Source organism: Micromonospora sp. NPDC048887 (assembly GCF_040649715.1).
Taxonomy (GTDB): Bacteria; Actinomycetota; Actinomycetes; order Mycobacteriales; family Micromonosporaceae; genus Micromonospora.
On the sequence record NZ_JBEZGA010000028.1, the window covers coordinates 29,369 to 49,592 of the forward strand.

Consider the following 20,224-nt stretch of genomic DNA (forward strand, 5'->3'; position numbering starts at 1 on the left):
GGTCGCCGCTGTCCACATCCCAAAGTGGTAACTGAGCGTGTTCTTTCGGGCGGCAGGACACCCAACCCCGCGCCGACTTTGCTCTGCAGCCATGGGCGCAACCGTCACGAATCGTGAGCGCTGCCTCGGTGGCTGCAGAGCAAAGTCTGGTGAAGTGGTCCTATCTCCGGCGGCGAACGCGAGTATTATGTCCGCTCAAGTCTTGTTTGTGCCGCAGCCGGATCGCTCGTTTTGGTGGCGCGCTTAACGCTGAGTGAGCGTTACCCTCTGTGTGTGGCGACGGTCGGCGCCGGAGCGGGTTCGGACGTCGCATCCCGGGTTTTCCACAGGGGCGGGGAGCGGGGTTGCCCGGCCGGTGGGGGAGACGGGACCGTGGGCGGCGTGACAGACATCGCCGACAGCGAGCCGCGGGCGTCCGCCGCTACGGCGGGAGACGGCGGGCCGGCGCTGCTCACCGAGCCGTTCGACGTCCCGTTTCCGGCACCGGGGATCGTCCGGGCGGTACGTCGCCGGGCCGATGCCAGTCAACGCGAGCTGGCCCGGTTCGCCCGGGTGCATCCCAGCACGATCGGGCGGATCGAGGCGGGCAACCTGACGCCCAGCCTGGCCATGCTGTCGCGCATCGTGGGCACGGCCGGCTTCCGGCTCGTGGTCGTCGACGAGGCCGGCCGGGTGCTCAAGCCCATGCGTGACCGGGCCGACCTGCGTGACGGCGCGGACCGGCGGTACCCATCCCACCTCGACGTGGTCACCGACCCGGAGCCGGGAGAGTGGTGGGCCGACCGGTACGGGCTGGCCCGCCCGCCGGAGACCTTCTACCGCAACCGGGAGGTCCGGGACTGGCTGCGCCGCCGCAGCCAGTGGGAGGTACGGGTGGCCAAGTACCGGAACGTGCCGCCCCCGCCCGACCCGCAGCGGTGCGGATACCGCGGCGGCCCGCCGATCCGCCCATGAGGGGATCGACGGGCCGCCGCGCGGAACACCGCTCAGTCGTCGTTCAGGATCGTCCCGACGCCGGACGGGTCGACGAGCCGCAGGCCCGGCACCCCGGTCACGTACAGCGTGAGCTTCTCGTCCGCCTCGCGTTTGCGGTCGCCGCGCACGGTGACCGGGAACTCCAGCGAGGTCCGGCCGGCGGCCAGCAACCGGCAGCCCACGTACGGGTCGTAGTCCGATCCGGCCAGGGCGGTGCTGCCGTAGGTGGCCGCGCAGATCAGGGCCGGTTCGGAGAGCGGGCGGGACACGGTGACGGTGAACGTCATCGCGCGGGTGCCCTTGTCGCCCTCGACGACCGAGGTGTCCGCAACCCGCAGCGAGGCGCGCGACCGGAACCGCGCCACCTGCGGGTCGTGGTCGCTCGCGCCCCGGTCACCCAGCTCCGGCGCGTCGGTGGGGTAGTCGGCGTTGACGTGCGCCGTCCGTACCTGCACCAGGTCCTTGTGCATCGGGTCGTTGACGAAGAGGTTGTCCAGCGTCTGCGCCTGGCCGCTGAAGGTGTACGAGTACGCCGACGCGGGCGCGTCCGCCACCAGGTCGTCCCAGAGGTTGTGCAGCCCGGCCTCGTACAGCGGGGCGAGCTGGTCCGACGGGATCGGGTTCTGTGCGGTGGCGATCGGGTCGTCGGGGCGGGGGAAGACGTTCAGGTCCCCGCCGTAGACCACCCGGGCGTCCGGGTCGCTCGCCTCGACCGCCTGCACGATCGCCGCCCCGTACGCGGCCTGTTCGCGGCGCTGCCCGACCCGGCTGTCCGGCCCGGACGAGAAGTGGTTGGCGACCGCCCAGAGCGTGAACCGCTCGCTCGATCCGGGCGCGGCCTTGACCGTGAACCGGGCCACCTGCGCGGCGCGGGTGTAGACGTTGCTGCCGTCCACCCCGGTCGACCGGTCCACGTCGGCCGGCAGCACCGCGTTGAACGCCTTCGGGTTCTGCACCTCGGCGTTCGCGGGCAGCGCCGCCGAGCGGTACTGGACGGTCGGGGCGGAGCCCAGCAGCGGGTCCGTGGCGGTCGCCTGGGCGAGCGTCAGCCGGTCGGTGCGGTACAGGAACGCCGAGGCGATGCCCCGGGCGTCCGCGCCGGTCCGGTCGTACGCGGCGGCGTAGGCCGGGCCGCCGTTCGCCGCGATGGCCAGCGCGAGCTCCTGCACCGTGTCCGGCGCGCCGTCGGCGTTGTCGGCGTCGCCGCAGGCCAGTGCGCCGTCGACCACCGAGCAGATGTCCTGGTCCTCGGCCTCCTGCACCAGGATCAGATCCGGGCTGTGCAGCGAGTTGACGATCTGCCGGGCCTGCACGGCCAGCTTCGCCGCGTACGCCTCCGGGCTCGCCGGCACGTAGTCGAACGGCGGGTTGACGCCGGGGCAGCCGGTGTTGCCGGCGAAGTCGCAGCCGTCGAACGGGTCGTCCCGGTAGTCGTACAGGTTCTCCACGTTGTAGGTGGCGATCGCCACCTCACTGCCGCGGTCGGCCGGCTGCGGCGGGTGGTTTCCGGCCGGGTCCGTGCCACCGGTCAGGGTGAGCTGCTCGGGCTGCACGCTGTACTTGCTGAACGCGTACGAGACGGAGCCGTAGGCGTCCTCGGTGAGCGTGTCGAAGGTGCGCGCCTCGGGCAGCAGCGCCCGGGAGTCACCGGCGGTCGCCTTCACGCCACCGGCGCCCAGCAGGATCCGCTGGTTGTTGCCGTTGTCGAAGAGCGTGCCGGGGATGTCGTCGAGCGGGTGGGCGTCCCGGAACACCCGGCGGGCGTACGGGTCGGACCGCTTCATGATCGGGTCCTCGCGGTCCAGCACGTAGATCTCGGAGTCGGCGGTGGAGGAGTAGATGTGCCGGGGCGCGGAGACGCCGCTGCCGGCGCGTACCCGCATCCGCTCGCCCTCGTGCCGCTCCCAGAACAGGTCGGCGGCGGCCGCCTCGGCCGGCGGGATCGCGTCGTCGACCCGGACGACGGTGTCCACGTCGAGGCCGGAGTCGAGCTTGCGGACCAGCGAGGCGCCGGAGAGCTGGGTCTGGTTGAAGTACTCGGAGACCCGCCCGCGCAGCACGACCTCGTCACCGACGGTCGGGGCGTACCCGCCGATCAGCGTGGTGAACGAGCCCATGAAGACGAACAGGCCGTCGGAGGTCAGCGGGTCGCCGTCGGAGGTGCCGAGCCGGCTCTGGAGGTAGAAGCCCCACTGGTCGGCTCCGGCGGAACTGCGGGTCAGCGACATGCCGGTGATGACACCGCGTACGTCGTACAGCGTGGAGCTGGTGCCGTTGCCGCTGGCCGGCGCGAGCGGCGACCGGTCGGTGCGGCCGTCCTCGTCGTCGGCGGTGCGGCCCTGCACCTCGCCGATCGACAGCACGCTCGTGGCCTGCACGGTGAGCGTGCAGGTGGCGGTGTCGCCCTCGTCGTCGGTGGAGGTCACGGTGACCGCGTAGCCGCCGGCCGGCAGGCCGGTGGCGGTGAGCGTCGCGGTGGCCGTGCCGCCGTCCCCGGTCGCCGGGGTGAACGCGGTACGGCTGATCGAGCCGCTCGCCGGCACCGGCACGACCGAGGTGACAGCCAGGTCGGTGACCGTGTCGTCGGCGTCGGTAGCGGTCACCTCGCGGGTCGCGGTGGCACCCGCCGACAGCGTCAGCGCGCCGCCGCAGGCCACCGTGGGTGGCTGGTCGGCCGGGCCGCCGCCGACGGTGTGGCTGCCCAGCCCGTCGAAGGTGTCGGTGGCGAAGCCGGCCCACTGCGCGGCCGGGTCGAACGGGTCCGCCGGGTCGGTGTCGCCGGCGGTCACAGAGGGCAGGCGGCGCAGCGTGTTGTCCGCGGTGCTGGTCAGCCCGCTGCCCCACTCGGTGCCCGGGTCGACGCCGACCTGGCCGAGGGAGTCGACCACCGCGTCACCCTTGCGCAGCACTATCGCGTCGTCGCCGTTGAACAGCGAACCGGAGTACGTCTGGTCGGCCTGGGCGAGGATCGCCGGGCCGGCCGACGCGGCGGCGAAGACGAACACGTCACCGGCGGCGACGGTCCCGGTCAGGGCCACGTTCGTCGAGGTGGTGGCGCCGTTGAAGAAGAGCTGGAGCTGGTAGCCGCCGGCGGCCAGGTCGATCGGTGCGCCGGTGCCGTTGTACAGCTCGACGGCCTTGTTGTTGGACGACCCCTCGACATATTCGGAGATGAACAGGTCGGTGGGCGCGGCGCTGGCCGCGGTGGGCGCGACAGCGATCGCCGTGAGGGTGACGGCGGCGGTGGTCGCGAGCGCGGCGAGGGTGCGGCGCGGGCGCATGGGGCCTCCACGATGGGTGGACATGAACTAACGAACGTTAAGGCTCTCGTGGGTGCGCCGTCCAGCCCTGTCGATGACCGGCCGATGAACGATCAGCGATGACTGTCCAGCCGGTGCACCAGCTCGGCGACGTCCACACCGTATTCGCACCAGTCGCGGTCGGGGCGGTAGCCCAACTCGGCGTTCACCTTCAGCATCGACTCGTTGTCCTGCGCGTTCCAGGTCTGCACCTCGATCACCTCGGGCTCGGCCGAGCGCAGCTCCAGCAGCATCCGCGCCTTGATGGCCCGGTCGATGCCGTAGCCGCGGTGATCGTGGACGACAATCGTGTCGTACTGGTCGGCCCGGGTCGGGTGCTGCGCCGGCACGACCACCTCGGTCAACCCGGCCACCTCGCCGGTCTGCTCGTGCAGCGCCAGCACGATGTACGGCTTCATGCCGCGCCGGTGCAGCGTGGCGAGGCTGTCGCGCAGCCGGTCCGGGTCGTAGGAGCTGGGCCGCAGCTCCACGTCGTCGGAGTCGCGCACCTCGGCCTTGGCCCGCGCGTACGCCTCGATCAGCTCGTCCGGCGGGCCACCCGGCCAGAACTCCACGCGGTAGCCCGCGCCGAGCCCGGCGGCCATCTCGGTGAGCGCCGGCCAGTCCACCGAATGCAGGTCGAGCACGCTGCGGGTCTCCACGTAGTCGCGGGTGAAGCCAAGCGACTCGTAGAACCCGACGGCCGGGGTGTCGCCGACCACCTCCACGCCGATCGACTGGAAGCCCTCGTCCCAGACCCGGCGGGCGGCCACCCGCACCAGCTCACGGCCGATCCCGCTGCGCCGGACCGCCGGGTGCACCAGCACCTCGAGCACGCCGATACCGCCGAGCAGCAGCACGTGCACATGCCCGAGGATCGCACCGGCCGTGCCGTCCGGGGCGGCGTCGTCCTGCGCGACCCACGAGATCCGCCGCTCGCCGGGCATCACCTCGGACAGATACTCCCGCATGGAGCTCTCCCGCCAAGGCGGATCCTGCGGCAGATCGGCCGCCAGGACCGCGTTCAGCGTGTCCAGCAGGGACGCGATCTCGGCGGACGACGCGGTCCTGGGATCCCACTCGCGCACCATCACCCGTCTAGCTTGCCGTCAACGGCAGCCGGGGGGAAGGGTTCAGTCCGCGAATGTACGCGAGCCGTCACCTCACGTTGCGGCTGAGCCTGCCGTACTCGTCGGCCTTGTCGAAGACGGCCTGGGCGTACCGACGCACATCGTTGTAGGACAGGATGGCGCCCCACCAGTCGCCCGGGATGGTCATGTTCCGGCCGCCCTTGCACAGGTAGAGCCCGGCGGCCAGCGCCGCGTCGTCGATGTCGTGCGGGTTCTTCACCCCGTCGCCGTCGGCGTCCGCACCGATCTCCTGCCAGGTGGTCGGGATGAACTGCATCGGGCCGAGCGCCCGGTCGTGGACCCGGTCGCCGTCGAGCAGCCCCTGGTCGGTGTCGAGGATCCGGGACCGGCCGCCCTGCCCGTCGAGCGGCTCTCCCTTGATCTCCGGCAGGGCCCGGCCGTCGGCCTGCAGCGTGGCGCCGTTCGCCGCGCCGTGGCGCGACTCGACGTACCCGATGGCGGCCAGCGTGGTCCAGCTCAGCTGGCACCCACGGTTGGTCTGGGCGAGCACCAGTTCGGCGTACGCGTACGCCTGGAGCGCCACCACGGGGACGCCGGTCACCGCGCTGACCCGCTGCGCCCAGCCGGTGAGCGCGTCGGCGGGGCGTCCGGCCGGCAGCACCGGGGCGGTGGTCGCACCGGGCAGTGGCGTGCCGGGCACTGGCGTGCCGGTCGGTACGGCGCCGCCGGGCAACCCGGTCAGGTCCGGCAACGGTGGTGTGGCGGGCGCGGCGGCGGTCTGCGGCACGCTCTGCGACGGCGTGGCGTCGGCGACCGGCTCCGGCCGGCCGACCGCCGCCGGGACGACCACCGCGCCGGCCGTGGCGGCGGCGGCGACCAGCGCGAGCAGGAACAGCGCGGGCATCGCGGTGCGGCCGCCGGGCCGCCGGGACCAGGCGCGGGTGGCCCGGGCCGCGCCGACAGCGACCTGCCGGGGACGCGCCCGGACAGCGTGCGCGAACGGCATCCGCCGTCGTCGCCCGCCGGCCTCGGCCGCCGTCCCGGCCTTCGCCGCCGCCTCTGCCGTTACCGCCCCGGCCCCGGCCTCGGCCGCCGCTTCGGTGGCCGGCTGCTCACGCTCGTCGTTCGACCCGGGCTCGGCGTCCGCCTTCGCGTGTGGTTCGGGCTGCGGCTTCTCGCCCGGCTTCGCACCGGCCCCCGCGTCGACCGCCGCACCCGTTTCGGCCGCCGTGCTCGTTCCGGCCGCGGCGTCCGCGTCGCGGGCCGGGTCGGCGGGCGGCTCCGGGGGAAGGGGCTTCCGCTCGCGGCGTGGACGCGGGATGGACCGGGTGCCGTCGTCGGGTGGCGCGGCGGGTCGCAGGGGCCGGGCCGTCGCTCGCCGTTCGCCGTCCACCACCCGTCGAGTATCACCCATCGGAGTGACGACGTCAGGCCCGGCCGTACGCTTGGGTCATGCCCCGGTACGAGTTCCGTTGCCGCGCCTGCGGCGACACCTTCGAGGTCAATCGTCCGATGGCGCAGGCCGCACGGCCGGCCACCTGCCCGCAGGGCCACGCCGACACGGTGAAACTGCTGTCCACCGTGGCTGTCACCGGCCGGGGCGGCGCCGCCCCGAGTGGTGGGATTCCCAGCGGTGGTGGTTGCTGCGGCGGCTCCTGCGGTTGCTGACTTTCCGTCGTCCGTCCCGCGTGTCGATCGGGGTCTTGCCGCCGGTGTGATCTTTTGGCACCTTGGGGCGGAATCTGCCCAGCCGTTCTCACGATGCGTGACGGCACGACCATAGGGCAGCATGAACCCGACGTCACCGGGCGGAGGTTCGACGTATGTCCAAAGGACACCACCTCCCCAGCGGGTGGGTGACCTTCGTGTTCACCGACATCGAGGGCTCGACACGGCTGGCCCGGATGCTCGGCCCGGTCTACCGTCCGGTGCTGCACGAGCATCGGCGGTTGCTGCGCGACACCCTGGCCGGCACGGACGGCGCGGAGCTGCTGACCGAGGGGGACTCGTTCTTCCTCGCGTTCCCGGACGCCGCCGCCGCGGTCCGCGCCTGCCTGACCGCGCAGCGGGCGCTCTCCGATCACGACTGGCCCAACCCGGACGCCACCCCACGGGTACGCATGGGGCTGCACACCGGCTACGCCGAGCCCCGCGACGGCGAGTACGCCAGCCCCGAGGTGCACCGGGCCGCCCGCGTGGCCGCCGCCGCACACGGTGGGCAGGTGCTCTGCTCGGCCGCCACCGCCCGGCACGCCGACCCGCTGCCGGACGGGGTGTCCCTGCTGGACCTCGGTCTGCACCGGCTGCGCGGGTTCGACGACCGGGAGCGGCTGTTCCAGCTCGTCGCGCCGGGGCTGGAGCGGCGGTTCCCGCGCCCGCGTACCGCCGACGCGACAGCGCACAACCTGCCCACCCAGGTCACCTCGTTCGTCGGCCGGCAGGCCGAGCGCGCCGAGCTTGGCCGGCTGGTCGAGGCGTACCGGCTGGTGACGGTGCTCGGCGCGGGCGGCGCCGGCAAGACCCGGCTGGCGGTGGAGCTGGCCTCCGGCATCGTCGAGGACTACCCGGACGGCGTCTGGTTCGTCGACATCGCCGCGGTGACCGACCCGGGGCTCGTGGCGTTCGAGATCGCCGCCGTGCTCGGCCTCCGCCCGGAGCCGGGCCGGCCGATGGTCGACACCCTCGTCGAGTACGCGGCGCCGCGCCGGATGCTCGTGCTGCTGGACACCTGCGACGCCCAGACCGCCGCGTCGGCCGACGTGATCAGCCGGCTGCTGGCCGGCGGCCGGGGGGTGCGGGTGCTGGCGACCAGCCGGGAGTCGTTCGGCGTACCCGGCGAGGTGGTGTGGCGGATCCCGCCGCTGTCGGTGGACGAGGGCCCCGACGGCGGGGGGAGCGACGCGGTGGCGCTGCTGCTGGACCGCACCGCCGTGGCCCGGGGCGGACGGGCACCGGAGCCGGCCGAGCAGGCCGACCTGCACCGGGTGGTACGCCGTCTGGACGGGCTGCCGCTGGCCATAGAGCTGGCCGCGGCCCGGCTGCGGGTGCTCTCGGTCGGCCAGCTGGCCGAGCGGCTGGACGACATGCTGGGCACGCTCGACGCCGGCCGGGAGACGGCGGAGCCGCCGCCGGTGGAGGCGGGCTGGAGCGGCAACCAGCAGGACACGGTGGACCTGGTGGCCGCCGCGACCGGCGCCGCCCCGCCCACCCCGGCGAGCCGGGCAGTGCAGCGTTCGGCGAGTGAGCGGCACCTGACCATCCAGGCCACTGTGACCTGGTCGTACCGGACGCTGGGCGCGCGCTCGGCCCGGCTGCTGCGCTGGATGGCGGTGTTCGCCGGCCCGGTGGACCTGCCCACCGTGCAGTGGCTGCTCGACGAGGACCCACTCGACCCGCTCTCGGTGCTGGTGGACAAGTCGATGGTGCTGGCCGAGCCGCACGCCTCCGGCAGCACGTACCGGATGCTCGACCCGATCCGGGCGTACGCGGCCCGGCGGCTGATCGAGGCGGGCGAGGAGCAGAGCGCCCGGGACCGGCACGTCGCCTGGTGCCGGCACGCGCTGGACCGGGCGCACCTGGGGCCGGACGGCCGCCCGGTGACGCTCTCCCTGTACGCGCTCGACCCGCTGGCGAACGAGTTGCGGGCCGCGTTGCGCTGGTGCGCCACCGGCGGCAGCGCGCGGTCGGGCCTGTCGCTCGCGGGTGACCTGGACCAGTGGTGGCGGGAGCGCGGGCTGGCCCGGGAGGGGCGGCTCTGGCTGTTCCGGCTCTACGGCCGGCTGGCCGAGACCGGCGAGGTGATGCCGGACGCCGAACTGGCCGCCGCGTACCACATGCACTCGTTGCACGCGGGCGCGGACGGCGAGTTCGGCGAGGAGCTGCGGTACTCGCAGCGGGCCGAGGCGGCCGCCCGGCAGTCCGGCGACCGGGGGCTGCTGGCCCGGGTGCTGGCCGGACGCGCGGCGCCGCTTGTCGACATGGGGCAGTTCGCCGAGGCGGAGCGGATCTGCCGCGAGGTGATCGACTGGGCGTACGCGCAGGACGTGGTGGGTGACGCGCTGCTGGCCGTCTACAACCTCTCCGAGCTGCTCTGGCGCCGGGGCGCGCTGGACGAGGCGGCCGACCTGCTGGCCGCGGCCCGCCCGGTCGAGGCGTCCCGGCCGGCCGAGCGGGGCGGACGCTCGGTGGACATGCTGCTCGGCATGGTGGCGCTGGCCCGGGGCGATCTGGTCGCCGCGCACGAGCACCTGCTGGTGGCGTTGCGGTCCCGGATGAGCCACGGCTACCTGGGCCGGGCATGCGACACGATAAACGCGATAGCGGTGCGCTGCGCGCTCGCCGGGGACGCGTTGTCAGCGGCCCGGCTGTTCGGCGCGGCGCAGGCCACCCGGGCGAACCTGCGGGCCACGCCGGGGATATACGGCCCGTACTGGTCGGCCCGGCAGACGGAGCTGCGGCGGGTGCTCGGTGACGAGGCGTTCGACGCCGCGTACGGCGCCGGTGCGGGGCTGCGGCTGGACGAGGTGGCGGCGCTCGCGCTGCACGTGGAGCACCCGGACATGGCGGCCGACTCGCCGAGGTTCGGCGGGCGGAAGCCGGGTTCGTGGCCGGCGTTCGAGCCGCGCAGCACGGCGGGCTGAGCCGGGCCGCTGAGCGGCCGTGCGGGAGCCCGCCGGGCGGCGGGCTCCCCATCCGTCAGGCGCGCGCGGCGGCGCGGCGCTCGGCCTCGGCCTTCATCCGGGCGGCGCGGTCGAGGTCGGCCCGCGACACGGCAGCGACCGAGCCGAAGACGCTCACCGCCTGGTAGTACGTCCAGGCGAGGCTGTAGCAGGCGGGCCGGACCACCGCGTTGTACGTGGCGCAGACCCGCTTCAGGTCGGCGTAGAAGGCGTTGTCCAACCGGGACTTGCTGGCGGAGAAGACGCCCATGGCCTTGTGGTTGCGGTAGCCGAAGTCGTGGCGGTAGCAGGAGAGCTTGAAGTTGAACCCGATCGGGTTGTCGGGGCTGGACGAGCAGTAGTCGGTGGACCAGTCGAAGCCGTAGTCGGTCCAGGGCGACCGGTTCTGCCGGGCGCTGTTCCAGGCGTTGTAGCTGGACGCGCTGGTCTGCGTCCAGCTGGTCAGGACGGACAGCTTCTGCTCGGTGCTCACCGCGGCGGCGGCCGGTGCGGCCAGGCTGAGTGCCGTGAGCAGGGCGAGTGTTGCGGCGGCGAGGGTGGTGGCGAGGCGACGGGACACGGGAACCTCCGCATGGGTGGCGTCCGGGATCTCCGGATGTCGACAAGTGTCGATCAAGCCGATGAGCTGCGACGATGTTCCGGGGAACGGCTCGCTGGCATCCGCCCAAACAGACGAATGCCCCCGGGCCGGCGAGGCGGCCCGGGGGCATCCGGTGGAGATCAGCGCACGAAGCGCGGCGGGCTCGCCGGGCTCTCGTTCGCCAGCCGGTCCAGCGCGGTCACGTAGTAGGTGTACTTCGCGCCGTCGGCCGCCGTGGTGTCCACCCAGGACTGCACCGCGTCGTCGGTGGCTCGCACGGTGCCGACCAGGTGCGAGGCGTCCGCGAAGTCGCAGCGCCCGGCCAGGCCGTGCCCGTCGAACCGGTAGATCGCGTACGACGCGGCGGTGCCGAGCGGGCCCTTGCCGTCGGCCGGCTGCCGCCAGCTCAGGCGTACCCCGTCCGCCTCCCGCTGGGCCTTGGTGACCACCGGGAACAGCAGCGGCTTGCGCGGCAGGTGCGTCATGGTGGGCACCAGCGCCGGGCGGGAGTAGTGCTCGGCCGCGTAGATGTCGGTGGCGCCGAGCCGGTTGGCCCGGACCTGCACCGCGGAGAAGTGCACGTTGCCGAGCACCTCCGGGTACGACCGGTTGAGCGTCAGGTGGTTCGACAGCTCCTGCGGGTTCATCCAGAACGACCCGTACGCCGGGTCACCGCTCTTGTAGTCGGCCTGGCCGATGTAGAGCTGCACCCGCGTGCCGCGCACCTGCTCGGCCCACCACGGCACCAGGCGGGCGTAGTCGGCGGCCGGGTACTGGCCGATGTACCAGTAGAGCTGCGGCACGATGTAGTCGATCCACTCCTCCTTGACCCACTTGCGGGAGTCGGCGGAGATGATGTCGTACGACTGCGAGCCGGTGGTGTCCGAGCCGTTCGGGTCGGCCGACGCGTTGCGCCAGATGCCGAACGGGCTGACGCCGAACTTCACATACGGCTTGACCGCCTTGATCTTGGCGTTCATCTCCTGGATCAGCAGGTTGATGTTGTCCCGCCGCCAGTCGGCCTTGTCGGTGAAGCCCCTGTTGTACGCCGCGAACGTGGCGTCGTCGGGCACCTGGTGGGTGCCGCTCGGGTACGGGTAGAAGTAGTCGTCGAAGTGCACGCCGTCGATGTCGTACCGCTTGACCGCGTCCATCATCGCGGTCTGGACGAACTCGCGGACCTCGGGGACGCCGGGGTTGTAGTAGAGCCGGCTGCCGGCGACGCCGGCGGGCGGGTAGGCGAAGACCCAGTCGGGGTGCTGGCGGGCCGGGCTGTCCGGGGCCAGTTGCGACAGGTCGGCGCCGGCGCCGCCGGGCGCGGGCATGGAGACGCGGTACGGGTTGAACCAGGCGTGGAACTCCAGGTTGCGCTTGTGCGACTCGGCGACCAGGAAGTCCAGCGGATCCCAGCCGGGGTTCTTGCCGCGTACGCCGGTCAGGTACTCCGACCACGGCTCGTACGGCGAGGGCCAGAACGCGTCGGCGGTCGGGCGGACCTGGACCACGACGGCGTTGTGGTTGAGCTTCTGCGCCAGGTCCAGCCAGGCCAGGTATTCGGCCTTCTGCTTGGCCACCTGGTCCGGCGCGGTCCAGGAGCCCTTGCTGGGCCAGTCGATGTTCGTCACCGAGGCGATCCACATGGCCCGGAACTGGCGCTTGGGGGTGGCCGGGTCGGTGACGCAGTCGGTGGAGGGGGAAGTGGCGGTGCCGTTGTCGTCGGGTGCGGCCTGCGCCGGCGTGCCGGCGACCAGCGTGCCGAGCAACGCCGCGGCCAGCGCGGCGGCTCCGAGCCGAGTTGCCTTCATGCGGTGCGGTCCCTTCGTCGGGTCCGGGGGGACAGTCGGGGGCGGGCGTTGCGGCAAGATTCGCCGATACACCCATGCCTCCGGTAGGAAACTTTCATCTATCCGTGCCCGGCGCAAGACCTGGACGGCCGATCGATGTCCGGCTCCGTGCGATCGACCGGATCGTGACGATTCCGATACCTGGCGTACGGGATTGGGGTGGAAAACGGCTGGGTAGCTCCCCCGGTCACAGACCGCCACCGTGGCGGCCACACGGCGGGGGAGGTGATCAGATGTCGGTCCTGCGTACCAAGCCGATCCAGGACGTGCTCGCCCAGGGCGACGCCGACGGCGAGGACGGCAAGCCGGGGCTGCGGCGCCGGCTCGGCGCGGTCGACCTGATGGGCTTCGGCATCGGCATCGTGATCGGCACCGGCATCTTCACGCTCACCGGTGTCGAGGCGCGCAACAGCGCCGGGCCGGGCGTGGTGATCTCGTTCGGCATCGCCGGCCTGGTCGCGCTACTCGCCGCGCTCTGCTACGCCGAACTGGCCAGCAGCGTGCCGACCGCCGGCAGCGCCTACACCTACGCGTACGCGACGATGGGCGAGATCGTCGCCTGGATCATCGGCTGGGACCTGCTCCTGGAGTTCGCGCTCGGCGCGGCGGTGGTGGCCCGCGGCTGGTCCGGCTACCTCGCCGACCTGCTCGGCCTGCCCAGCGCCTGGTTCGCCGAGGAGGGCAGCGTCGTCAACCTCGGCGCCATCGGCATCGTGCTGGTGCTCGGCGTGGTCGCCATCGTCGGCATCCGCGAGTCCGCCCGGGTCACAAACCTGCTCGTGCTGGTCAAGGTGGCGATCTGTGCCTTCGTCGTCATCGCCGGGCTGTTCTTCGTCAAGGCGGCCAACCTCAGCCCGTTCATCCCGGCCGCCGAGCCGGCCGGTGCCGGGGACGACGGCATCAAGCAACCTGTCACCCAGGCCATCTTCGGGCTGGAACCCTCAGTCTTCGGCTTCGCCGGGGTGCTCACCGCCGCCGCCGTGGTGTTCTTCGCGTACACCGGGTTCGAGGCCGTGGCGAACCTGGGTGAGGAGACCCGCAAGCCCAAGCGGGACCTGCCGCTGGGCCTGCTCGGCACGCTGCTCATCTCCACGGTGCTCTACATCGGCGTCTCGCTGGTGGTGGTCGGGATGGTCAAGTACACCGAGATCGACGAGGGCGCGCCGATCGCGTCCGCGTTCCGGGCGGTCGGCGCCGGCTGGGCCGCGGTGCTCGTCTCCATCGCCGCCGTCGCCGGGCTCACCAGCGTGATCCTTGTCGACCTGGTGGCCATGGGCCGGATCGGCTTCGCCATCGCCCGGGACGGGCTCATCCCGCCCGCCATCGCCAAGGTGCACCCGCGCTGGGGCACCCCGTACCGGATCGCCGGGATCATGACCGTCGCGGTGGCGCTACTCGCCGGTTTCCTGCCGCTGTCCGCGCTCGCCGACCTGGTCAGCATCGGCGCGCTCTGCGCGTTCACGCTTGTCGCCATCGCGGTGCCGATCCTGCGCAAGCGCCGCCCCGACCTGGAGCGGCCGTTCAAGGTGCCGTTCTCGCCGGTGCTGCCGATCGTCACCGCGCTGGCCTGCCTCTACCTGAGCCTGAACCTCTCGGTCGAGACCTGGCTGCGGTTCCTCGCGTGGATGCTGATCGGCGCGGTCATCTACTTCGGGTACGGCCACCGCAAGAACCGGCTCGCCCGCAGCGAGCACTCGGACACCCCCGAGCCCGCCCCCACCCCCTGACGCCCGGAAGGAAGGGCCCCTTCTTAACGCCAGGCGTTAAGAAGGGGCCCTTCTACTACCGGAGGCGTTAAAAGGGGGCCCTTCCTTACCCGCTCACCCCTTCAGGCCGCTGCGGGAGACGCCCTGGATGACGTGCCGCTGGGCGAGCACGAACAGGATCAGCACCGGCACGCTCGCCAGCACCGCGCCCGCCATGATGACCGGATAGTCGGTCACGTACGCGCCCTGGAGCAGGCCCAGGCCCGCCGGCAGGGTCAGCCGTTCCGGGCTGAACAGCACGTACACCGGCCAGAGGAAGTCGTTCCAGTTGGTCAGGAACGACAGCACCGCGAGCGTGGCCAGGGCCGGCTTCGACAGCGGCAGCAGCACCCGGCGGAACACCTGCCAGTGGTTCGCGCCGTCCAGCACCGCCGCCTCCTCCAGCTCGGCCGGGATGGAGAGGAAGAACTGCCGCAGGAAGAACACCCCGAACGCGCTCGCCGCGCCCGGCACGATCACCACAGTGAGCGTGTCGATCCAGTCCAGCCGCTCGGCGATGATGAAGTTCGGGATGATCAGCGAGGTGGGTGGCAGGAACAGCGTGCCCACGATCAGCGCGAACAGCACCTTGCGGCCGCGGAACCGCATCCGGGCCAGCGCGTACGCGGCCATCGACGCGGTCACCAGCACCAGCAGCGTGTGCAGGGTGGCCGCGAGCATGCTGTTGACGAACCAGCGCAGCACCGGGTTCGCCGCGTTGTCGACTATCTGCTGGTAGCCGTAGGTGGAGAACGGGTCCGGCAGCCAGCCGGGCGGCACCCGCTGCGCGTCGTCGTACGTCTTCACCGACGTCAGCAGCATCCACACCAGAGGGGTCACGAAGATCGCGGTGACCAGGAGCAGGACGCCGTACCGCGCCACCGCGCGCGTGTTCCTCATGTCGTAGCCCTCAGTCTTCCCGGTAGCGGAACAGCCGGAAGTTGGCGACGCTCACCACCGCCAGCATCAGCGCGAAGAACACGCTCATCGCGGCGGCCCGTCCGGCGTCGTAGTCGCGCAGCCCCTCGTCGACGATCCGCCAGACCACGGTCCGGGTCTGCTCGCCCGGCGCGCCCTGGGTGATCAGGAACGCCTGCCCGAACACGTTCGCCGAGGCGAGGATCGTGGTGGTGAAGACGAACAGCATCACCGGGCGCAGGCCGGGGATCGTGACGTGGCGGAACCGGTCCCAGCCGCCGGCGCCGTCCACCTTGGCCGCCTCGTACAGCTCGGCCGGGATGTCCTGGAGACCGGCCAGGTAGATCACCGCGTTGAAGCCGCAGGTCCACCACACGGTCACGCCGACGAGCGACACCCAGGCCCACGGCACGTCGGTCACCCACGGCGTGTCCGAGGGGAGCCCGACCACACCGAGCAGCCGGTTGACCAGGCCCAGGTTGGCATCCAGCAGGAACCGCCAGAGCAGGCCGATCACCGCGACGCCCAGCACGTACGGCGCGAAGAACGCGGCCCGGAAGAACGTCCGGCCGGGGAACGAGCGGTTGAGCAGCAGCGCCAGCCCGAGCGGGACGACCACCAGCAGCGGTACGGAGAACAGCGTGAAGACCCCGGTCGCCCGGACGCTCGACCACCAGTCCCCGAAGATCGCCGAGTCGCTGGAGAACAGGTCCCGGTAGTTGCCGAGCCCGACGAACGGCCGGTTTGGCAGTTGCAGGTCCCACTGGTGCAGGCTGATCCAGACCCCGAACAGGATCGGCGCCAGGCCGAAGACCCCGAACAGGATCAGGTACGGCGCGAGGAAGAGGTACGGGGTCGCGCGGTTGCCGCGTTCCGTCGCGCCCCGGCGGCGGGTGCGCGCCGGGGGCGGCACGCCGTCGCGCGCCGCCCCGACCTCGATCACGTCCGCCACGGCGGATCAGTTCCCGTACTTCTTGCGGCTGTCCTCCAGCTGCTTGTTCGCCTTCGCCGCGCCGTCGTCGAGCGCCTGCTTCGGCGGCTTCTTGCCCAGCGCCGCCTCGTTGAACGCGTTGTAGAAGGTCAGCATGGCCTCGTTCAGGCCCGGCACGGACGGCGGGAACGCGGCGTACTCCAGCTCCGGTGCGAGCGCGTTGACCTCGGTGAGCGCGGTGAACTCGCTGCTCTCCCGCACCGCCTTGCGGGCCGGCACCTGGCCGCCCTTGGCCCAGTCCAGCGAGTGCTGGCTCAGCCAGTTGATGAACACCTTCGCCCCGGCGGTCTTGTCGGCGTTCGCGGAGCGCTGCTTGACGATGGTGAAGTTGTGCGAGTTCGCCCAGGCGGCTTTCTGGCTGCCGATCTGCGGCAGGGGCGCGACGCCCCACTGCACGTTCGCGCTCTTCTTCAGGTCGTTGATCTGCCAGATGCCGTTCCAGTTGAACGCGTTCTTGCCGCTCTTGAACGCCAGGTAGTCGGCGTCCTGGCCGACGTTCGCGGGGGAGTGGCCCTGCTTGATCAGGTCGACCAGCCAGGTGCACGCCTCGACCGCCGGGTCGGAGTTGAACGTCGCCTTCGCCACCTCGGCGTCGAAGAGCGTGCCGCCCCACTGGTGCAGCAGGCTGTAGAACGTCATGCCGCCGGTGAACTGGAACGGGCTGACCCAGAAGCCCTGCACGCCCGACTTCTTCAGCTCGGTGAGCGCGGCCGTGTACTCCTCCCTGGTGGCCGGTGGCTTCTCCGGGTCCAGGCCGGCCTTCCGCATGACCGCCTTGTTGTAGTAGAAGCCCAGCGGGTGCATGTCCAGCGGGATGCCGTACCGCTTGTCGCCGTAGAGGCCGCCCTTCCAGACCGTCGGGGCGAAGTCGCCCTCGCTCAGCTCCAGCGCCTTCGCCACGTCGTCCAGTTCGGTGATCACGCCCCGGGCGGCGAACGTGGCGAGCTGGTCCATGTGCATGACAGCGATGTCCGGGCCGTTGCCGCTGGAGACCGCGCCGGGAAGCTTGCTGTAGTAGTCCTCCCACTGGTACGTGATCACGCTGACCGCGATGTTCTTGTGCTCGCCGTTGAACTGCTGGACGAGCGTCTTGAAGATGTCACCGTCACCGCCGGTGAAGCCGTTCCACAGCTTCAGGTCCACCTTCGGGCCGGTGTAGTCCTTGCCGCCGTTGCCGGCCGCGCCGGAACTGTCGGAGCTGCTGCCGCCGCCGCAGCCGCTGAGCGTCAGCGTGGCCGCCGCGCCGAGCCCGACGCCGAGGCCGAGCAGACGCCGCCGGCTCATCTCGTTCTGGATCATGCGTACTCCTTGGGGGACGGAATGGAGTATTGCCTGGTCACGACGCCGGCACGAAGCGCAGCAGGTTCCAGGAGGTGGCCGGCAGCAGCACGGAGGCCCGGCCGCCGTCGACTGTGGGCGTGGTGAGGTCCCGGGGCGCGACCCGCTCCGGGTCTTCTTCGGTGTTCGTGGCGTCCGGGTCGGTTCCGGCCGCCACCGTGGTGTGCGCCTCGGCCCGCAGGCCGGGCAGGCCGCGCAGGTCCAGGTCGAGCGGGAGGTCCTGCGGACCCCTGTTGACCGCGAAGACGGCCAGCTCGCCGGTCTCCTCGTCGTGCACGGCGACGGTGTCCAGCGCGGGCACGTCGCCGTAGCGCCGGGTCTCGTAGGTCGGGCCGGTGGGCTCGGTCCGCAGCACGGTGCCGCGGGCGTACCGGGCGGTCAGGGCGAACGGGTGGAAGATGCTCTGCCGCCAGGCCGGGCCGCCGTCGCGGGTACGGATCGGGGCGATCACGTTGGCGAGCTGCGCCTGGCAGGCCACGCCGATGCGGTCGGCGTGCCGGAGCAGGGTGATCAGCAGGTCGCCCACCACCACCGCGTCGACGGCCGTGTAGTCGTCCTCGATCAGTGCCGGCGCCTCGACCCAGCCGCGCCGGTCCAGGTCGGACTGGAGGCGGGACTGGTACCAGACGTTCCACTCGTCGAAGGAGATCTTCAGCTTGCGCCTCTGCCGCAGCTTGGCGCCCACGTGGTCGGCGGTGGCGACGACCTCGGTGATGAAGGCGTCCATGTCGACGGCGGAGGCGAGCAGGCTGGCCCGGTCACCGTCGGAGGGGTCGTAGTAGGTGTGGGCGGAGATGTAGTCGACGTGCTCGTACGCGTGCTCCAGCACTGTCGCCTCCCACGCGCCGAACGTGGGCATGCCCCGGTTGGAGCTTCCGCAGGCGACCAGGCTGATCGAGGGGTCGACCATCTTCATCGCGCGGGCGGTCTCGGCGGCGAGCCGGCCGTACTCGTCGGCGGTCTTGTGCCCGACCTGCCACGGCCCGTCCATCTCGTTGCCGAGGCACCACAGCCGCACCCCGTACGGCTGCTCGGCGCCGTGCTTGCGGCGCAGGTCGGATAGTTGGGTGCCGCCCGGGTGGTTGGTGTACTCAAGCAGGTCGAGCGCCTCGGTCACGCCGCGGGTGCCGAGGTTGACGGCCATCATCGGCTCGACCCCGGCCTCGGCCGCCCAGGTCATGAACTCGTCCAGGCCGAACTCGTTGGTCTCGATCGTCTTCCAGGCCAGGTCGAGCCGGCGCGGCCGGTCGCCGACCGGGCCGATGCCGTCCTCCCACCGGTAGCTGGAGACGAAGTTGCCGCCCGGGTAGCGCACCACCGAGACGCCCAGCTCACGGGTCAGGTCCAGCACGTCGCGCCGCAGCCCCCGCCGGTCGGCTGTGGGGTGGCCGGGCTCGTACACCCCGCCGTAGACGCAGCGCCCCATGTGCTCGACGAAGGAACCGAAGATCCGGCGGTCCGCCGGCGCGACCCGGAACGCCGGATCGATAGTGAGCTGCGCGTTCGGCACTGTGCCAACCTCTTCCTCGTGGCGATGGCGAGTGACGGCTGTCACTCCGTTGTCAGTGGTTTCTACAACGTTGTAAGCACCTGTGTAAAGAGGCAGTCGTGTCGTCGCGACGCGGTACGCTGCGGCCAGCGTTCACCGGGAGGAAGTTCAGTGCGGCACAGGCTCAAGGACGTCGCCGAGCGGGCCGGAGTGTCGGTGAAGACCGTCTCCAACGTCGTCAACGGCTACCAGCACGTGCGCGCCGACACCCGGGCCCGGGTCGAGGAGGCCATCGCCGCGCTCAACTACCGGCCCAACCTGTCGGCCCGCAACCTGCGCAAGGGGCGTACCGGGGTGATCGCGCTGGCCGTGCCCGAGCTGGACATCCCCTACTTCGCCGAGCTGGCCCGGCACGTCGTCACCGCCGCCGCCGACCACGACTGGACAGTGCTGATCGACCAGACCGGCGGCCGCTCCGAGCAGGAACGCAAGGCCGCCAGCGGTATCGGCGACCACATGATCGACGGCCTGATCCTGAGCCCGCTCGCGCTCACCGCAGACGACCTCGCCGCCCTGGCCGGCCTGCCCATGGTGCTGCTCGGCGAACGGGTCGACCACGGCCCCGCCGACCACGTCATGACCGACAACGTGGCCGCCGCCCGCGAGATCACCACCCACCTGATCGGGCTCGGCCGCCGCCGGATCGCCGCGATCGGCTCCCAGCGGACCCCCGAGGGCGCCAGCGCCCGGCTCCGCCTGGCCGGCTACACCGCCGCGCTGGCCGAGGCCGGCATCGCCTACGACGACCGCCTGGTGGCGCCCGCGCCGGCCTGGCACCGCGCGGACGGCGCCGCCGCCATGCGGCAACTTCTCTCCACCGGGGTACGCCCCGACGCCGCCTTCTGCTTCAACGACACGCTCGCGCTCGGCGCGCTGCGGGCGCTGCACGAGGAGGGCCTGCGCGTGCCCGAGGACGTCGCGGTGGCCGGCTTCGACGACATCGAGGACGGCCGCTTCTCGATCCCGACGCTGACCACAGTCGCCCCGGACAAGGAGCGCATCGCCCGCCTCGCGGTCGAGCTGCTGGCCGGTCGCCTGGGCCAGGACCGCGACGCACCGCCCCGAGAGCTGGTGGTCTCCCACCAGCTGGCCCTGAGAGAGTCCGCCCCACCCCGCCCCGCCTAGGGCCTGTGTCGAAGTCCGTGCGAGGGCTTGAGCTGTTGGGTGAGGATCTTGGCGTGTCGGTGTTCGAGATGTAGCGAGGTCTCCGGTATC

The 20,224-nt window shown here is 72.0% G+C and carries 14 protein-coding genes; 5 read left to right on the plus strand and 9 right to left on the minus strand.

What is annotated here, in order from left to right; all coding sequences use genetic code 11:
• Positions 1-381 precede the first annotated feature (381 nt).
• Positions 382-954, plus strand: coding sequence for a helix-turn-helix transcriptional regulator (locus tag AB0C17_RS28430; protein ID WP_357389719.1), 573 nt, complete (start codon positions 382-384; stop codon positions 952-954).
• A gap of 32 nt (positions 955-986) precedes the next feature.
• Here AB0C17_RS28430 and AB0C17_RS28435 read toward each other — a convergent pair whose 3' ends face one another.
• The 3 genes from AB0C17_RS28435 to AB0C17_RS28445 form a co-directional block, all read right to left on the minus strand.
• Positions 987-4,256 carry a lamin tail domain-containing protein gene (locus AB0C17_RS28435; RefSeq protein ID WP_357471785.1) on the minus strand — a complete coding sequence of 1,090 codons (3,270 nt, stop codon included), beginning with the start codon at positions 4,254-4,256 and terminating at the stop codon, positions 987-989.
• 92 nt (positions 4,257-4,348) lie between these two features.
• A complete protein-coding gene (locus tag AB0C17_RS28440; RefSeq protein WP_357481286.1) occupies positions 4,349-5,365 on the minus strand; it encodes a GNAT family N-acetyltransferase in 1,017 nt (338 codons plus the stop codon).
• A 67-nt stretch (positions 5,366-5,432) separates the two neighbouring features.
• On the minus strand, positions 5,433-6,779 hold the full coding sequence (locus AB0C17_RS28445) for a murein transglycosylase (RefSeq protein ID WP_357481283.1): 1,347 nt from the start codon (positions 6,777-6,779) through the stop codon (positions 5,433-5,435).
• 38 nt (positions 6,780-6,817) lie between these two features.
• Here AB0C17_RS28445 and AB0C17_RS28450 point away from each other — a divergent pair, with 38 nt between their 5' ends.
• Both AB0C17_RS28450 and AB0C17_RS28455 read left to right on the plus strand, forming a co-directional pair.
• Positions 6,818-7,033, plus strand: a complete 216-nt coding sequence (locus tag AB0C17_RS28450) for a zinc ribbon domain-containing protein (RefSeq protein ID WP_357389725.1) — start codon at positions 6,818-6,820, stop codon at positions 7,031-7,033.
• A gap of 155 nt (positions 7,034-7,188) precedes the next feature.
• Positions 7,189-10,005 (plus strand): adenylate/guanylate cyclase domain-containing protein, encoded by a 2,817-nt coding sequence (locus tag AB0C17_RS28455; RefSeq protein ID WP_357389727.1) that lies wholly within the window; start codon positions 7,189-7,191, stop codon positions 10,003-10,005.
• 55 nt (positions 10,006-10,060) lie between these two features.
• On the opposite strand, the gene AB0C17_RS28460 is transcribed toward AB0C17_RS28455, so the two are convergent.
• Both AB0C17_RS28460 and AB0C17_RS28465 read right to left on the minus strand, forming a co-directional pair.
• A complete protein-coding gene (locus AB0C17_RS28460; protein ID WP_357389729.1) occupies positions 10,061-10,603 on the minus strand; it encodes a phospholipase in 543 nt (180 codons plus the stop codon).
• Between the two features lie 161 nt (positions 10,604-10,764).
• Positions 10,765-12,429, minus strand: a complete 1,665-nt coding sequence (locus AB0C17_RS28465) for a family 10 glycosylhydrolase (protein ID WP_357471789.1) — start codon at positions 12,427-12,429, stop codon at positions 10,765-10,767.
• A gap of 272 nt (positions 12,430-12,701) precedes the next feature.
• On the opposite strand from AB0C17_RS28465, the gene AB0C17_RS28470 reads away from it, so the two are divergent.
• A complete protein-coding gene (locus AB0C17_RS28470) occupies positions 12,702-14,195 on the plus strand; it encodes an amino acid permease (RefSeq protein ID WP_357389733.1) in 1,494 nt (497 codons plus the stop codon).
• A gap of 93 nt (positions 14,196-14,288) precedes the next feature.
• Here AB0C17_RS28470 and AB0C17_RS28475 read toward each other — a convergent pair whose 3' ends face one another.
• Genes AB0C17_RS28475 through AB0C17_RS28490 form a run of 4 tightly spaced genes read right to left on the minus strand, consistent with a single transcriptional unit; the run spans position 14,289 to position 18,970 of the window.
• Complete coding sequence (locus AB0C17_RS28475; RefSeq protein ID WP_357390638.1) at positions 14,289-15,113, minus strand: carbohydrate ABC transporter permease; 825 nt, start codon at positions 15,111-15,113, stop codon at positions 14,289-14,291.
• Positions 15,114-15,123: 10 nt separating this feature from the next.
• Positions 15,124-16,083 carry a sugar ABC transporter permease gene (locus AB0C17_RS28480; RefSeq protein ID WP_357390640.1) on the minus strand — a complete coding sequence of 320 codons (960 nt, stop codon included), beginning with the start codon at positions 16,081-16,083 and terminating at the stop codon, positions 15,124-15,126.
• A gap of 6 nt (positions 16,084-16,089) precedes the next feature.
• Positions 16,090-17,421 (minus strand): ABC transporter substrate-binding protein, encoded by a 1,332-nt coding sequence (locus AB0C17_RS28485; protein WP_357390642.1) that lies wholly within the window; start codon positions 17,419-17,421, stop codon positions 16,090-16,092.
• 37 nt (positions 17,422-17,458) lie between these two features.
• The gene (locus tag AB0C17_RS28490; RefSeq protein WP_357390644.1) at positions 17,459-18,970 is read right to left on the minus strand and encodes an alpha-N-arabinofuranosidase; all 1,512 of its coding nucleotides are present in this window, start codon (positions 18,968-18,970) and stop codon (positions 17,459-17,461) included.
• A gap of 150 nt (positions 18,971-19,120) precedes the next feature.
• Here AB0C17_RS28490 and AB0C17_RS28495 point away from each other — a divergent pair, with 150 nt between their 5' ends.
• Complete coding sequence (locus tag AB0C17_RS28495) at positions 19,121-20,134, plus strand: LacI family DNA-binding transcriptional regulator (protein ID WP_357390646.1); 1,014 nt, start codon at positions 19,121-19,123, stop codon at positions 20,132-20,134.
• Positions 20,135-20,224: the final 90 nt, after the last annotated feature.

What these genes read in the sequence shown, in the direction of transcription:
- AB0C17_RS28470 (WP_357389733.1), top strand. Translation starts at nt 12,702, where the DNA reads ATGTCGGTCCTGCGTACCAAGCCGATCCAGGACGTGCTCGCCCAGGGC.
- AB0C17_RS28475 (WP_357390638.1), bottom strand. Translation starts at nt 15,113, where the DNA reads ATGAGGAACACGCGCGCGGTGGCGCGGTACGGCGTCCTGCTCCTGGTC.
- AB0C17_RS28485 (WP_357390642.1), bottom strand. Translation starts at nt 17,421, where the DNA reads ATGATCCAGAACGAGATGAGCCGGCGGCGTCTGCTCGGCCTCGGCGTC.
- AB0C17_RS28440 (WP_357481286.1), bottom strand. Translation starts at nt 5,365, where the DNA reads ATGGTGCGCGAGTGGGATCCCAGGACCGCGTCGTCCGCCGAGATCGCG.
- AB0C17_RS28445 (WP_357481283.1), bottom strand. Translation starts at nt 6,779, where the DNA reads ATGGGTGATACTCGACGGGTGGTGGACGGCGAACGGCGAGCGACGGCC.
- AB0C17_RS28435 (WP_357471785.1), bottom strand. Translation starts at nt 4,256, where the DNA reads ATGCGCCCGCGCCGCACCCTCGCCGCGCTCGCGACCACCGCCGCCGTC.
- AB0C17_RS28450 (WP_357389725.1), top strand. Translation starts at nt 6,818, where the DNA reads ATGCCCCGGTACGAGTTCCGTTGCCGCGCCTGCGGCGACACCTTCGAG.
- AB0C17_RS28455 (WP_357389727.1), top strand. Translation starts at nt 7,189, where the DNA reads ATGTCCAAAGGACACCACCTCCCCAGCGGGTGGGTGACCTTCGTGTTC.
- AB0C17_RS28465 (WP_357471789.1), bottom strand. Translation starts at nt 12,429, where the DNA reads ATGAAGGCAACTCGGCTCGGAGCCGCCGCGCTGGCCGCGGCGTTGCTC.